This is a genomic window from Autumnicola lenta, from assembly GCF_031846515.1.
GTDB classification, from domain to species: Bacteria; Bacteroidota; Bacteroidia; order Flavobacteriales; family Flavobacteriaceae; genus Autumnicola; species Autumnicola lenta.
In genome coordinates this window covers 103,326-117,786 of the sequence record NZ_JAVRHO010000004.1, presented here as the reverse complement: position 1 = coordinate 117,786, position 14,461 = coordinate 103,326, and the positions used below count along the sequence as shown (strand labels likewise).

At 39.3% G+C, this 14,461-nt stretch carries 12 protein-coding genes; 5 read left to right on the top strand and 7 right to left on the bottom strand.

The features are described 5' to 3' along the window. Nucleotides 1-67 precede the first annotated feature (67 nt). Nucleotides 68-2,941, bottom strand: coding sequence for a glycosyl hydrolase 115 family protein (locus tag RM545_RS03880; protein WP_311494001.1), 2,874 nt, complete (start codon nt 2,939-2,941; stop codon nt 68-70). Between the two features lie 142 nt (nt 2,942-3,083). Here RM545_RS03880 and RM545_RS03875 point away from each other — a divergent pair, with 142 nt between their 5' ends. Continuing rightward, nucleotides 3,084-4,433: a nucleoside hydrolase-like domain-containing protein gene (locus RM545_RS03875; RefSeq protein WP_311494000.1), complete on the top strand. Its 1,350-nt coding sequence runs from the start codon at nt 3,084-3,086 to the stop codon at nt 4,431-4,433. Nucleotides 4,434-4,570: 137 nt separating this feature from the next. Beyond that, on the top strand, nt 4,571-6,079 hold the full coding sequence (locus RM545_RS03870) for a nucleoside hydrolase-like domain-containing protein (RefSeq protein ID WP_311493999.1): 1,509 nt from the start codon (nt 4,571-4,573) through the stop codon (nt 6,077-6,079). 111 nt (nt 6,080-6,190) lie between these two features. Here the strand turns inward: RM545_RS03870 and RM545_RS03865 are convergent, their stop codons facing one another. The 6 genes from RM545_RS03865 to RM545_RS03840 all read right to left on the bottom strand — a co-directional run bounded on the left by RM545_RS03865 (nt 6,191) and on the right by RM545_RS03840 (nt 11,079). Beyond that, entirely contained in the window at nt 6,191-6,604 is a 414-nt protein-coding gene (locus RM545_RS03865) for a DUF6691 family protein (protein ID WP_311493998.1), read from the bottom strand. A 5-nt stretch (nt 6,605-6,609) separates the two neighbouring features. Next, nucleotides 6,610-7,167 carry a YeeE/YedE family protein gene (locus RM545_RS03860; protein ID WP_311493997.1) on the bottom strand — a complete coding sequence of 186 codons (558 nt, stop codon included), beginning with the start codon at nt 7,165-7,167 and terminating at the stop codon, nt 6,610-6,612. Between the two features lie 78 nt (nt 7,168-7,245). Next, nucleotides 7,246-8,583, bottom strand: coding sequence for an MBL fold metallo-hydrolase (locus RM545_RS03855; protein ID WP_311493996.1), 1,338 nt, complete (start codon nt 8,581-8,583; stop codon nt 7,246-7,248). A 199-nt stretch (nt 8,584-8,782) separates the two neighbouring features. Next, nucleotides 8,783-9,580 (bottom strand): sulfite exporter TauE/SafE family protein, encoded by a 798-nt coding sequence (locus tag RM545_RS03850; protein ID WP_311493995.1) that lies wholly within the window; start codon nt 9,578-9,580, stop codon nt 8,783-8,785. 73 nt (nt 9,581-9,653) lie between these two features. Then, nucleotides 9,654-10,286: a Crp/Fnr family transcriptional regulator gene (locus tag RM545_RS03845; protein WP_311493994.1), complete on the bottom strand. Its 633-nt coding sequence runs from the start codon at nt 10,284-10,286 to the stop codon at nt 9,654-9,656. Between the two features lie 505 nt (nt 10,287-10,791). Next, nucleotides 10,792-11,079, bottom strand: a complete 288-nt coding sequence (locus RM545_RS03840; protein WP_311494081.1) for a DDE-type integrase/transposase/recombinase — start codon at nt 11,077-11,079, stop codon at nt 10,792-10,794. A 520-nt stretch (nt 11,080-11,599) separates the two neighbouring features. On the opposite strand from RM545_RS03840, the gene RM545_RS03835 reads away from it, so the two are divergent. From RM545_RS03835 to RM545_RS03825, 3 genes are all read left to right on the top strand, one after another. After that, nucleotides 11,600-12,346: an IS1595 family transposase gene (locus RM545_RS03835; RefSeq protein WP_311493993.1), complete on the top strand. Its 747-nt coding sequence runs from the start codon at nt 11,600-11,602 to the stop codon at nt 12,344-12,346. A gap of 40 nt (nt 12,347-12,386) precedes the next feature. After that, entirely contained in the window at nt 12,387-13,274 is an 888-nt protein-coding gene (locus RM545_RS03830) for an RraA family protein (RefSeq protein ID WP_311493992.1), read from the top strand. A gap of 654 nt (nt 13,275-13,928) precedes the next feature. Next, nucleotides 13,929-14,432: a cupin domain-containing protein gene (locus tag RM545_RS03825; RefSeq protein WP_311493991.1), complete on the top strand. Its 504-nt coding sequence runs from the start codon at nt 13,929-13,931 to the stop codon at nt 14,430-14,432. The last annotated feature ends 29 nt before the right edge of the window (nt 14,433-14,461 follow it).

The window sequence follows — 14,461 nt, the reverse complement described above, 5'->3', positions numbered from 1 at the left end:
GGGTTAGACAAAATTTAGACTTGATCCAACAAACTTCAACAGCTTTACAATGGTCTTGCTGGATTCTTTAATCAACATAACTACTTTCTGGAGGACCGAGGTAACTTGGCTTTAAGCCTCCCGCGTCTATAACAAATTTCTGAATAACTATCCCCGGGTCCATCGCCCATACTTTTAGAGTATGAATACCAGCTTTTATGTCTTTATGTTCTGAAATGCTTTTCTTGATGTGATCAGCCACAGATTGAGTCCACCAGTCTGCATATTCCCAATCGGGTTTAATTTCGTTTTCGTTAATATTAATTATTTGTGGTTCCTCGTCATCGATGGCGATTGCAAATTTTAGGCCTTCATTTTTCTGGTAATTTTGAGTGGGAGAAACATAAGTCTCAATGTTTAGGTTTGCATCTTCAAACGTGGTAAATTTATATTCAACCATGGCGGTTTTCCCATTTGGCTCCTGCCTTTCCGCGTCCATAGGATTAACAAGAATTGAAGAACCGGTACGACCTAAATTAGGAATCACTTTCCAGGAAACATTTTCACCTTCTCTGTTATGGGAGAAATTTTCAGCTTCAATCGCAATTACTCCGTTGTTCTCTACGAATCCGGAAACTTTCGGCAAGTCCGTAGTAATCGGTACTTCTACTGTATAACTTTGCCCTTTACTTAAAATTTCTATTTCACCCCTGGAAGTTCCTTTGGGAACATTTTCCCAATCTATGCTAACATACACTTTCTCGTAATATTGAATTAATCCTTTATTTGAGGAAAGATTTATCCATTCATCTTTGGTGTTTATCTCGTAGGGTAGTTCTTTGTTACCTCTGTTGAAGATTTCTATATAGTATTTTTGATCATTAACAGGATCAAAGGCCGAAAAAGATTCACTATACAATCCATCCCCTTCTACGCTGAAGCCATGCCAGGAAGGCTCAGTTCCGTATTCCAAATTATATCCAGGCGTAGCAGTATCACGCTCCTGAATATAGGAAATTGAGGGCATTTTATTAGCTGGTGGGTGGTTCCAATTTGTGTATCCCAGGTGGGTTTGAGACATCATGTGATTCCATTTTCCATCAGCTATCTCTTCATGGAATTGCCTGGTTAAATCTGCATCTTTTTCAAATAATTTTTTTACTGTATCAGCATATCGGTTTGCAACCGTTGCGCCCAGTTCAGCATAAAATTTATTTTTAGCTGCAGCTATGTACATTTCATTAACATTCGCGGACATTTCTAATGGGGCATGAACAAGCTGCTGATAGGCTGCTTTATAGTTTTCAGGAAGTTCAGTTAATAATGCTTCACTTTTTGCAGTTAGCTTTCTGAATTCGCTTAAAATTTTGTCTGCTTCCCGGTAGTTTTTAATACTATACGTTTCCGGAGTTAGCATTTCCGGAGTTCTCCTTGCATTATATTTAGTATACAATGAAAGAATTTCAGCAATGTCAGCTGCGTGTTTACTTCCAAATTGTTGTGCTGCCCAATCCACATAATACTCCGGAAGATTATCTGCATTTGTACTGTCTACATCCCACGCCATATCAAGAAAAAGGCTGATAGGCAGTTCCATTGGCTTGATATCACCGACATTAGCAATCCACAATTCGTCCACGCCCCATTCGTAGGTAAGCTGCATCTGTTCCCAAACCCTTTCAATTTGCGTAACATTTTGCCATCTGTAGGATACAGGTGCTCCCACATAATCAAAATGATAATACATTCCGAAACCACCTTCGTAGGTACTGTCTTCCTTTTTGGGTAGTATTCTAACATTGCCCCAGTTGTCGTCGCTAAACAGAATAATAATATCATCATCTACCCGCATCCCTTTATCATAATACTCCTGAACTTCTTTATAAATAGCCCAAACCTGTGGAGTTTCTTCAGCAGGTTTTCCCATGACATCAGCTATTATTTCCCTTTGATCGGAAATTATTTCCTGAAGTAGATCTACAGCGGCACCCTCACTCATTGCTTCGTCACCATCTCCGCGCATTCCAACTGTAACCACGCTCTCATAATCTTTTATACGCTTAACGCCACCTTTCCAGAACTCCTGAAGTTTTTCTTTGTTGGTTTCATAGTTCCACGCACCACCTCCGTAGCGTCCCCATTCGTCATGTGCACGCATCATAGGCTCGTGATGACTGGTAGAAATTACAATTCCATACTCATCGGCAACTTTAGGATTTGAGGGGTCATCTTCAGCAAAAACTGTAGGTAGCCACATTGCAGGCCAAAGAAAATTGGCCTTCTTCCGAAGCAGTAATTCGTACACCTTCTCATAAAATTTATGGTTAAATCCTCCAAACTTTTCTTTTGCCCAATTTCTTAATGCGGGGGATTCATCATTTAAAAATATTCCTCTATACTTGACAGAGGGCGCATCAGAAACATATTCAAGAGGTTTCAGACTTAGAAATTCACTCTTTTCAGGGGGTACATCTGCCCAATAGTACCAGGGAGAGACTCCCATTTTTTCGGATAGGCTGAAGACTCCAAAAGCAACTCCTCTTCTGTCACTTCCTATAATAACCAGCGCATTCTTCACACCAGGAAAAGGATCTTTAATAGTTTGTATAATAAAACGTTCCCATTGGTCTTTTAAAGGATCGACATTTATCCTTCCCTGATCGATCAACTCTTTAACTAATCTATTATTTCCTACAGTAGCTAAAATAATCATATTGCTATCTGTTGTTTTCTGAGCTTCGGATACACCGGGTTTCCTACCAGTGACTCTCTCAATATCTTCCGCTAAGAATTCAGCAGATTTCTTTATGAGGATATTTTCAGAGGAATCATAAAAAATGGAGGCTTCTCCAGAATTGGAAACAATTGGAAAATTTTTTATCTCATTTCCGGAAGTGCTAATATTTATTTGAGAATATAAAAATGGAGGTATTAGCAGGAAGATTATGAAGAAGTATTTCATGAGTAATGATTATATTTCTTCGTAAATATAACGCAATCGATTGCGTATTTACAAAAAATAAAGTAATTTTATTTTTGGTTGAAAAACCCAGCAACCATTCACATATATTAGCATTTAATTTTTCTTAATAAATAAGTTTTCTATGAAGTCAGTTTCTTTAAAAATCTTATTTTCTTCTTTTTCGTTATTGCTTTTCATACAGCCACTTTGCGCTCAACACGAAGAAAACAGAACTCATAATTATAAACCGAGGGTAATTAACACCACCGATTTAGGCGCCGATCCAGATGATGAGCAGTCTATGGTACGTCAATTGGTTAGTGCAAATGAATTTGATATTGAAGGTTTAATTGTAGCTACCGGTTGCTGGAAAAAGTCGCAGAACAATACGGATATGCTGGACAAGCTTGTCGAAGCTTATTCTCAGGCATACCCCAATCTGAAAACTCATGCTGACGGATATCCTTCACCAGAATATTTAAAATCTATCTCTGTAATGGGACAGGATGAATATGGAATGGGGGATGTAGGTTCAGGTAAAGATAGTCCCGGGTCTGAACTAATTATTAAAGCCGTAGATAAAGATGATCCACGCCCTGTTTGGGTGATGGGGTGGGGTGGTATGAACACCGTAGCGCAGGCAATCTGGAAAATTCAGGAAACCCGTTCTCCGGCTGAACTGGAAACTTTCCTTTCCAAATTGCGCCTGTTCGATATCCTGGGCCAGGGTGATTCGGGTGCCTGGATCGCAAAAAACTTTCCGGAAGTTTTTTATATACGTGCCACTGAAGTTTACGGCTGGGCTCCCTCTGATGAATATATAGATAAACATATTCAAAGCCATGGTCCCTTGGGTGCTGCCTATCCCGACCGTAAATATGCTACTGAAGGGGACACTCCTGCATTTATGCATGTTTACCCTACTGGTCTTAATGACCCGGAGCAAATTGATCAGGGAGGCTGGGGTGGCCGCTTTAGCTTCACCAAAAAAGAGGGTATTCGAAGTATGTCGTGCGTGGAAAAAGAGAACGAAACCAAATACGATCCCTATTATATGTACGGGAATACTTCAGAAGGATCAGAAGCGATAAAGCGATGGAGTGAAGCTTATAACAATGATTTTGCGGCCCGGATGGACTGGAGCATTACCGGTGATTATTCAGATGCCAACCATCATCCTGTAGCTGTGTTAAACGGGGATGAAACCCGGCAGATTATGAAAATTAAAGCTGCTCCCGGTTCAACTGTTGCACTTAGCGCAGCAGGTTCCAGTGATCCTGATGGTAATACTATTAGCTACTCCTGGTCCTTTTATGACGAACCTAGCTCTTATGATGAACCCGTTAAAATTCAAAATAGTTCATCCGTCTCTGCTACTGTTGAAATTCCTGAGGATGCTGGAAATAAAACCATTCATGTTATACTGGAAGTTCATGATGACGGGGAACCAAATTTATATGCCTATCGGCGTGTGATAATTAGCGTCAATTAACTATCCCAGTATATACAAATCGGTTATGTTTGTTGGTAAGTAAAAACTTTAATTTAAGAGAAGCAATGAAATTCTTTAGTCTATCTATTATTTATTTCTTATTCCTGTCAGTTTCGTATTCGCAATCTGCGACAATAATGGGAATTGTTAAAGATAAGTCCACATTACTTCCGGTTAAAGGAGCTGAAGTTAAATTGCTAAAATCAGACGTCAATGTTAAGACTGATAAAGAGGGAAAATTTGAAATAGAGATTGCTTCTCTTTCAACCTCTAATTCCATTGATTCACTAATTGTTTCAGATAATCGGTACTGGCCTCAGCAGGTAAAACTGCAAGGTTTAGATACATCAAATCTGGAAATTAAACTCAATGCAGCAAAGCACAGACTAATTGTAACTTCCGATCTTGGGGGCGCAGATCCTGACGATGAACAATCGATGGTTCATCTGTTGCTGGGCGCTAACGAATTTGATCTGGAAGGATTGATCATGGGATTAGCCTGGCTAAAAGCTGATCAAAACCAACCGGGAGTTGAACCACTGCGAGCGATAATTGATGCCTACGAAAAAGTGTATCCAAACTTGAAAATACATGCTAATGAATATCCTAATCCGGATTATTTACGTTCCATTGTAGCCGTGGGACAAACCTTACCAAACATGTCAGGTGTGGGAGGTGATAAAGCTTCCCGGGGTTCAGAATTAATAATTAAAGTAGTTGATAAGGCTGATGATCCTCGTCCGGTTTGGTTGAATTCCTGGGGAGGTGCAAATACTATTGCACAGGCGCTATGGACAGTAAAGCAAACCCGTTCTAAAGAGGAGGTCTCTCAATTCATCAACAAGATTAGAATATTTGACATACTTGGACAGGATGATGCTGGAGCCTGGATGGCGAAAACTTTTCCTGATCTAGTTTATATACGCACCAAATCTATATATGGTTGGGCTCCCTCTGATGATTGGATAAGCAATAACGTCCAAAGCCACGGACCGATGGGTGAAGTCTATCCCAACAGGAGATGGGCTACAGAAGGTGATTCTCCAGCTTTTTTACATTTATGGTCCAATGGTTTAAATGATCCTGATGAAATCGATCAGGGTGGTTGGGGCGGACGCTTTAAAACCAAAAAGGAGGATGGCATAAGGGTAATGGATATAGCTGCCAAAACCCCGGGTCTGGACGAAAAACGTTATGATCCCTACTATATGTTTACGAATACGTCTGAAGGTATGGAAGCGATTAATCGTTGGAAACAGCATATCCACAACAATCTGCAGGCCCGTATGGACTGGAGTATTTCAGAAAATTACGAAGATGCCAACCATCACCCTGTAGCTATTTTAAATGGAGATGAAACAAAGCAAATATTGGAAATAAAAGCCGCACCGGGTTCAACTGTTGAACTTAGCGCAGCGGGTTCCAACGATCCAGATAGAGACAGCTTACAATATTCCTGGTCCTTTTATGACGAACCAAGTTCCTATGATGGACCCGTAAAAATTCAAAATAGCTCATCAATCTCTGCCACTGTTGAAATTCCGGAAGATGCTGATGGTAAGAATATTCATATTATACTACAAATTCATGATGACGGGAAACCCAACCTCTATGCTCTTAGGCGTGCAATTATTAGGGTGGAGTAATTATCTTAAAAAGTTCGTATATAACTGAAATTCATTTAAGTCATTGACTTCTATTGGATAAGATTATATTATGATGCCCGATATTTGCCATTTATAGAGGTTGGTTTAATTCTAATGCGGCAATTTATCCCGTAGAAGTCCATAAATAAAAGTTCCCATTAAAGCGCCCAAAAGCACCACCAGAATAGAGACATATCCAGCCCCGATTAATGTATAAATAGGGCCGGGGCAGGAACCGGCAAGTGCCCAGCCGAGGCCAAAAATGATCCCGCCATACATATACCGGCTAAAGCTTTTTTCCTTCGGAATAAATTGAATAGGTCTCCCGTCTATTGACTTTAACTTGTACTTCTTAATAAGATAAGTGCCCAGCACACCCAGTGCCAGCGCAGAACCTATAATACCATACATGTGAAAGGACTGAAACTGAAACATTTCATAAATCCTGAACCAGGATGCAGCTTCACTTTTAAACATTACAATCCCGAAGATAATCCCAATCAATAAAAATTTTAAATACTTCATATCTTTTAAAATATTAAAGGAAACAGTAAATGTATCATAACAAGACCACCAATAAAAAATCCAATTACAGCAGTAAGTGACGGTAACTGCAGGTTGCTGAGACCGGAAATAGCGTGTCCTGAAGTACATCCACCGGCATATCTCGCGCCAAATCCAATTAACAGTCCGCCTGTAAGCAGAATGATTAGCGATTTAGGATCTGATAAAGCATCTGTTGCAAAAAGTTCATTTGGAAGATAAGCCTCTCCTGCACTTTCAAATCCCAGGTTTTCAAGAGTAGAAACAGTATCAGGATTTATAGCTACAGAGGTATCACTGCTTAAAAAGTTAGCTGCTATAAATCCGCCAATTATGGCACCGGCTACCACTACTAAATTCCATCGTTGACTCTTCCAGTCGAAATTAAAAAACTCTACTTTTTTACCGGCTCCTCCTATACTACACATGGTGCGCAGGTTGGACGACATTCCGAAGGTTTTACCTCCAAACAGTAACAAAAACATTATTCCGGCAATAAGCGGCCCCGAAACATACCACGGCCAGGGTTCAAATATCCATTCCATATTTTAAAATTTTTTCAGGCTGCAAAGAAAACATGATTAAACCTGATTTACGGTAACAAATGCTCTTCAACACAATACCTATTTAAATTCCTGAATTGCTTCGCTCAGATCAAAAACCTTTTGATTTTTGAACCTGTTTTCCAGTATACTGCTCCCGGCAGCCGAACGATATCCACCCGCACAATGCACCACAAACGGCTTGTTGTCTGGCAACTCGTTTGCACGGTCTCTCAACTCGTTTAACGGAATTCCTATAGCGTTATCAAAAATTTTACCTTCTGCGAGTTCACTTTCATTTCTGATATCTACAATCGTGTAATCTTCTTTGTTGTTTTTAAAGTTTTCAAGATCAAATTCATCTGATTTCCCTGAGACCTTCTCGCTTAGCGTAATTACTCCTTTCATTTGTTTCTCATAGCCAATTTTGGCTGTCTTTTCAAGCAGTTCATCAATATCTTCTACAGAGCTCACGGCAAGATAGAACGGCTCGTTAGGTTCAATAATTGCTCCCAGCCAGGTTTCGTATTTGTCACTTTCTGTACGTGACATAATGTTAATGCTGTCCGGCAAATGTCCATTTTTGTAAGCAGCTTCATCCCTTACATCTACCACTTTAATTCCTTCTTCAACTTTATCTGAAGCTATTTTTAAAGGTATACGGTATTTTTCCTGCTGTACATTTCCGGCACCATCGCGGTTAAGGTCTACGTTAAATCCGAAATATGAAGGAATAAATGGCTGATCTTTAAGTATTTCTTCTACAAAATCTTCTTCAGTCTGATCTTTAAAGGCCCAGTTCCCCATACGTTCGTCTCCTAAAGTGCTGGATGGGGAAGCACTCATATTTTTACCACATAAAGATCCTGCCCCATGCGCAGGATACACCAATGCATTATCTGGCAGATCATTAAATTTGGTCTGCATAGTGTGATACATTGCTTTTGCAAGCTCCACACGCTTTGCCTTCATATTTCCTGCTTTTTCTCTAAGATCAGGCCGGCCCACATTTCCAACAAAGAGTGTGTCGCCAGTGAATAAAGCTGTTTCACCACCTTCTTCGGCCACAAAAGTTAAACTGTCCGGCGAGTGCCCCGGCATATGTAAGGGTCGGATAGTAATTTTGCCAATTTTCGTGCTCTGTCCTTCATCAAAAGTTTCGTGCGGATAACTTACTCCTACCTTCTCACTTATATATATAGTGGCACCTGTTTCATTATGTATTTGTAAATGTCCGCTCACAAAATCGGCGTGGGGGTGGGTCTCAAATACTGCCACGATCCTGGCGTTATGCTCTTCCGCAAACTTGTAGTATTGCCGCGGATTTCTGCTGGGATCAACTAAAGCCATTTCGCCTTCGCTTACTATAGCATATGAATAATGTGCTAATGGTTCGTCTTTAAATTGTTCTATTTTCATCTCTTTCAATTCAAGTTATTCTACTTCAGAAATGAACTCAGCCATTTCCTCTAATAATTTACTAATGCAAAAATACCTTCAAAATGAGCATTACGCAGTAACATTTGTTACACAATTCAGTACGAACATTATTTCAGCCACTTAAAATTAAGCCTTTGCAGCGCTTCTGTTGATTCAATTTTAAGCTTCAGAAGAACGCTTAAGACAACTCTTTCCAGATAATATAAATTCCCATCACAAGGACAAACCATCCAAAGCTTTTTTTTAGTTTTTCACCATCAATAAACTTATTTAAATATCCTCCAATAAATATCCCAAGGATGGAAAGACCTGAAAAAATCAAAAGAAAATTCCAGTCTATATCCAGGTTCTGCACATCCCCAATAAAGCCAATTAGAGATTTTATCGCTATAATAAGGAGGGAAGTTGCAACAGCTTTTTTCATTGGTAATTTGGCCAGCAGCACAAGGGCAGGAATGATTAAAAATCCACCACCGGCACCTACAATTCCTGTAAGCATTCCCACTACTATCCCTTCAATGACAATTAACGGATAGTTATATTCTACTTTAGATCCCTGCTTTTTATTCTTACCATTATCTCTAATCATCGAAATAGAAGCCACGACCATAATAATTGCGAAAAACAACATGATCCCGATGCTCCTGGTTACTTCAAAATCCCATAGCGTGAAAATATGTTCTGGTATCGCGGGAACAAGAAACTTTCTTGTACTGTAAACAGCTATAAAAGCTGGAATGGAAAACACAATTGCGGTACGGAAATCCACCAGTTTCTTCTTCATAAAATTGACCGCTCCTACAAGTGATGATGTTCCCACGACAAAAAGAGAATATGCTGTTGCTGTAATGGGATTTACCGCTAACAGGTAAACCAGGACGGGTACGGTAAGAATTGAGCCCCCACCTCCAATAAGTCCAAGTACAATCCCAATTACTAACGCACCTAAATATCCCAGGAAATCCATTAATTCCATATTTTTCTTTTATTCAGTGCAAAAGTAATTTTCAATCGCTCACCTGGCAGTAACAAAAGTTACAGACTTGAGGTCAGAGATCATAAACAACCAGATGATTGCGTTGCAGAAGAATTTTCCCCTCCAGTTCAAGTTTTTTTAATAATCTTGAAATAACCACTCGCGAAGTGTTTAAATCATAAGCTATTTGCTGATGTGTGACCTGCAATTCCTGCGATTGATTTATTTTGGCCTTGTCCTGAATGTAACGTAGCAGGCGCTGGTCCATATTCATAAATGCTAAAGTGTCTATAGTTTCAAGCATTTCTGATAGCCGGGACTGGTAACTTTCAAAAACAAAATTTCTCCAGCTCTTAAACCTGGTGGTCCATTCCTCAATCTTTGCAATGGGCACCATGATGTATTGTGTATCCTTTTCGGCTACTGCTCTTATCTCGCTCTTGGTCTGGCCAAGGCAGCATGAAAGGGTAAGTGCACAGGTGTCACCACGTTCCAGGAAATAAAGCAATAATTCGTTTCCTTCTTTATCTTCACGTAAAATTTTAATCGCTCCCTCCAGAAGTAAAGGCATAGAAGTGATATAATTACCTATATCCATAATAATTTCACCTTCCCTGGCAGATTTTAAAACGCCCGTTTCGGAAATTTCCTGAAGTAATTTCTCTTCAAAAATAAATCCGTAAGCATCTGTAAGTTCCTGTAGCATATTCTATATCCTTAGAAGGGTTTAAGTTACTGTATAAATTGAATTTCCCCAAAGCCCTTATGCAAACCTAAGAAAATTGAAGACCGATAATTGCCATTTTTGGACGGCCTCTTTATTTTCTTCAGAAATTGTTCTTTACTGAAGAAATTTCAACAGAAAACATTTCAGAAAAGACAATAATTATCTTTTTTCGGTTTAAAAGATGGTGGCTATAGCGCACTAAAGGAAAATGATATTCCCGTAGAACTTCATATCTAGGGAAAAGGTTGTTACGGATTTGGATTGGGAAATATTGACCATCGACACTAGAAAAATGGGTATAGCCACATTCCTTTCTGGAGGCGGGGGAAAATGCTTCGAAAGATTTGAAAAACCTTAAAAACTTTTTCTGAAAATTAAGTGGTTCTGGCATCTGGGGGAGAACTGTAGCTCGAAAGTGAGGTTACACTCCCTTTTGAACAGCATTTATAACCTGTATAAAAAATTTTAAGTAAATCCCGTTGGTCTATGGTGTTGCAGGTTTTGTCAGCCTATGGTCAATATTGTTCTCCATACATTTTAAAAGGCTGGTCACAAAGTTTTCCTTTTTTGGACATAATGAGCCTGTGGTGAATTCAAGTACATTATCGGTTAGGATATGAGCGATATAGACAGGAAAAAAGTCCAGGCATTTGTCCATGAAATCTTCTGTGCTTTCAGCCTTTTTATTTTCATAGACCTTATAGAACATCATCCTGGTGGCCCTATCTATTGCCACAAATAAATAATATGACCGCCCTTCAAATTTTGGCAGCTAGGTTACATCTATATGTAGGTATCCTGGTTTGTATGCTTTAAATTTTTTGGCAATATTTTTTTTTTGAGGGACTTTATTGATGTTTTCTTTGATAAAACAACGGTAAACAAAACTTCTTGACATGGTTGGGTTGCCCCCAACAAAGCTTCCCAGAGTTCTTCTATGAACAACCACGGGGAGCTACTCAAGCTTATGGCAAGGGCTTTTTTCCAGATGGGTCAAAGCATATCCAATGGTAAGGGGTCTACAGGAAACATTTTCGACAAAATCCCTGTTTTTACATTTTGAAATGGTCTGGCGCGAAACGTTGTACCTTGATGCCGATTCTGAATTTGTAACAGAACTAGTTTAAATTTGGGTACGAATATTTATATTCGTGTTGGCAGTGAAATGATAGATTTGTTGCATAATGATTTCCGCTGGGGGATGAAATGCCATCAACAATGTGGTGAAGCTTTATAAATAAATTGAGTTAGTCATTTAAGTTCTGTATCTTGTCGTCAATAAAATTGGGATTATGAAGGTATTTGAAGGTCAAAATATACTAAACTTTATAAAAGAATTACCCGATGATGATGCTTGTAAGGCTTATTTGGCCAAGATGAAGTGGCAAGATGGTTTTATTTGTTCGAAGTGTGGCCATACCAAGGGATGTGAAAAAGTAGGTTACAAGTACCAATGCTATAATTGCCAACATGTTGAAAGTTCAACGGCCAATACCTTGTTCCACAAGGTCAAATTTGGCCTACAAAAGGCCTTTTGTATTGTTTTCGAAATGTCCACCAGCAGTAAAAGCATATCGAGCATCCAAATGGGAAAACGTTTTGATATCCGCCAGGGAACGGCTTGGTATTTTATGCAGAAGGTAAGGACTTCTATGGAAAGCAGCCGGCAATACTCACTGTCGGAAATTGTGCACGTTGATAAATTCACCGTTGGAGGAAAGGAAGAGGGGAAACAAGACCGTAGCTATGATTCCAAGAAGAAAAAGGCGGTCATAGCAGTGGAGCTCAACAACAAACACCAAATTAAAAGGGCTTATGTCAAGTCTATTGAAGATTATTCCTCGAAATCATTGACCCCTATTTTTGAAGAGCACATTGGTGCCGGTGCTAAAGTGGTAACTGATAAATGGCGCGGTGAGTTCTGCTTCAGGTTGAACCGGTCCCAGGCAAAGCAAACTATATTTCACAAAACAATGGAAAGGATGATGGCCAAAAAACCGCTTTATCAGTCACAAATAAAACAGACACTAAGTGTGTAACTCAATAAATAATAATTAAATTAAAAATAAGATGAAGAAAATGAAAAGTGTTTTATTATTGCTTGTTGCACTAATAAGTTTTAATAGCCCAAATACCATTGCTCAAAATAGTCCTAATGATTCCGATGGCTCTGATGTTTCAGATGAAGTGCTGCTGGAATTGTATCGTGGCGCAAGAGTAAATGATGTTGTAGATGGGCTAGTGACTGTGGGATATATGGATGTAGGGGTTATGGATCCAAAAATTGCACCTTTATGGCGGGATGTTCAAACAATGGAACACAGAATATCAGGAATTGCTGTAACTGCCAGGTATGCCCCCACAAATAGACCAAGAAATGCAGGATCTGATCTTACCAAGCCAGAGAATTATGAGGATTACAGGAATTGGAGAGGGATGTGGTATTCAACTTTAGCAGGAGAATCTTTTAATGAACATATAAAAGAGGGAAGTGTTGTTGTTATTGATAATCAGGACGATAATGATGCTGGTTCAACAGGATCAAAAAATATTTTAGATTGGCAGGAACGTGGAATGGTTGGATTGGTTGCTGTAGGTGGGGTAAGAGATCTAGATGAAATTATTTTACAGAGAAACCCTGTCTACATGAACTATGAAGAAAGGGGGAGGGGTGAACGAATTGGAAGGAACGAATTATTGGATGTTCAGGCACCAGTAGTTGTTGGTGGAGTTCTGGTATATCCCGGTGATGTTGTTGTAGCAGATACGGACGGGGTAGTTGTTGTACCTAGAAGAGTAGCGGCAAGAGTAGGACAAATTGCTTATCAGGAATTGATTGCAGATATAGAAGGGCGAAGAGAACTCTATGAAAAATTAGGCAGGGAAATTGACGAAACTGTTGCTAATCGTCCTTCTCCTGAGGAGTTTTTTAGAAGCCTTGGCCTGCCCGAAGATCCTAATAAATAATGTGATTAAGGGTAAAGGTTTCCAGCAATTTATGTGATGGGTAAAAGAGTAGGAAAAATTACAAGTGCTTAGTTTGAGTTGATACGTTTAATTAAATTTGTGTGTTAATAAGAAGGGCTGATTCATAAGGATCAGCCTTTTTTTTTGAGACCGTCTGGAAAAGTACTTATCCCAGTGAAAAACTGCAGGCCGATAATTGTCCTTTTTGGACTGCCTCTTTATTTTCTTCAGAAATTGTTCTTTACTGAAGAAATTTCAACAGAAAACATTTCAGAAAAGACAATAATTATCTTTTTTTTGGTTTAAAAGATGGTGACTATAGCTGAAAAGACTTTAAAATGACCTTTCTAGCATCCACTCCTGCCTGAAACTGCCATATTTGGAAAGCTATTCTTCTGAAGAAGCGAAAAAATAAGAATCTCTGAAGAAGTTTTAACTAAAATTTTGTCTACTCACCGCCAGGAGAATTGAAGGTCGAAAATTGGCAATTTTTGAACCTGAGGTAAAATTTCCGAAGAAAATCTTTCTCCTAATTCGCTGTGGAAATATTACCAAATTTCTGTTTAAGGTTCAATTCAATTCGGGATGAAATGCTTATCTTATCAAGACAGTACGATAACTGTCTAAAAAATCAAATCTTCAAAAATCAGCTTTATGAAACCAGAAAAATACTTTTTTAAGGACGACGGGAGCATTCCAAATAATAAGCTTCCCTTACTGTTATATAAAAAGGCTTTTTCCGAAAGGGGAGATTCCGGTGCGGAATGGCTTGAGAACCGTTTTTCAGAAAATAACTGGAGAAATTCCTGGAGGAATGGCGTCTTTAGTTATCATCATTATCATAGTAACACTCATGAAGTTCTCGGGGTTTATAGTGGAAGCGCTTTACTTCAGTTAGGCGGAGAAAAGGGTGAGAAGCTGGAGGTAACCGCCGGGGATATTATTGTTATTCCGGCTGGAGTAGGCCATAAAAACCTTGGAAGTGAAGATTTTCATATTGTAGGCGCCTATCCCAACGGAATGGAGCATGATATGAACTACGGAAAAGAACCGGAACGTCCTAAGGCCGATAAAAACATTGCTGCGGTGCCATTGCCGGAGGCCGATCCTTTACTTGGAAAAAACGAAGGTTTACCTAGACTTTGGGCTGAAGCTTAATTCTGAAATGAACACCGTTACTTTTCAAT

Bases quoted from the DNA above. Each gene is read 5' to 3' on its own strand.
- RM545_RS03880 (WP_311494001.1), bottom strand. From the start codon at position 2,941: ATGAAATACTTCTTCATAATCTTCCTGCTAATACCTCCATTTTTATAT.
- RM545_RS03875 (WP_311494000.1), top strand. From the start codon at position 3,084: ATGAAGTCAGTTTCTTTAAAAATCTTATTTTCTTCTTTTTCGTTATTG.
- RM545_RS03870 (WP_311493999.1), top strand. From the start codon at position 4,571: ATGGGAATTGTTAAAGATAAGTCCACATTACTTCCGGTTAAAGGAGCT.
- RM545_RS03865 (WP_311493998.1), bottom strand. From the start codon at position 6,604: ATGAAGTATTTAAAATTTTTATTGATTGGGATTATCTTCGGGATTGTA.
- RM545_RS03860 (WP_311493997.1), bottom strand. From the start codon at position 7,167: ATGGAATGGATATTTGAACCCTGGCCGTGGTATGTTTCGGGGCCGCTT.
- RM545_RS03855 (WP_311493996.1), bottom strand. From the start codon at position 8,583: ATGAAAATAGAACAATTTAAAGACGAACCATTAGCACATTATTCATAT.
- RM545_RS03850 (WP_311493995.1), bottom strand. From the start codon at position 9,580: ATGGAATTAATGGATTTCCTGGGATATTTAGGTGCGTTAGTAATTGGG.
- RM545_RS03845 (WP_311493994.1), bottom strand. From the start codon at position 10,286: ATGCTACAGGAACTTACAGATGCTTACGGATTTATTTTTGAAGAGAAA.
- RM545_RS03835 (WP_311493993.1), top strand. From the start codon at position 11,600: ATGAAGGTATTTGAAGGTCAAAATATACTAAACTTTATAAAAGAATTA.
- RM545_RS03830 (WP_311493992.1), top strand. From the start codon at position 12,387: ATGAAAAGTGTTTTATTATTGCTTGTTGCACTAATAAGTTTTAATAGC.
- RM545_RS03825 (WP_311493991.1), top strand. From the start codon at position 13,929: ATGAAACCAGAAAAATACTTTTTTAAGGACGACGGGAGCATTCCAAAT.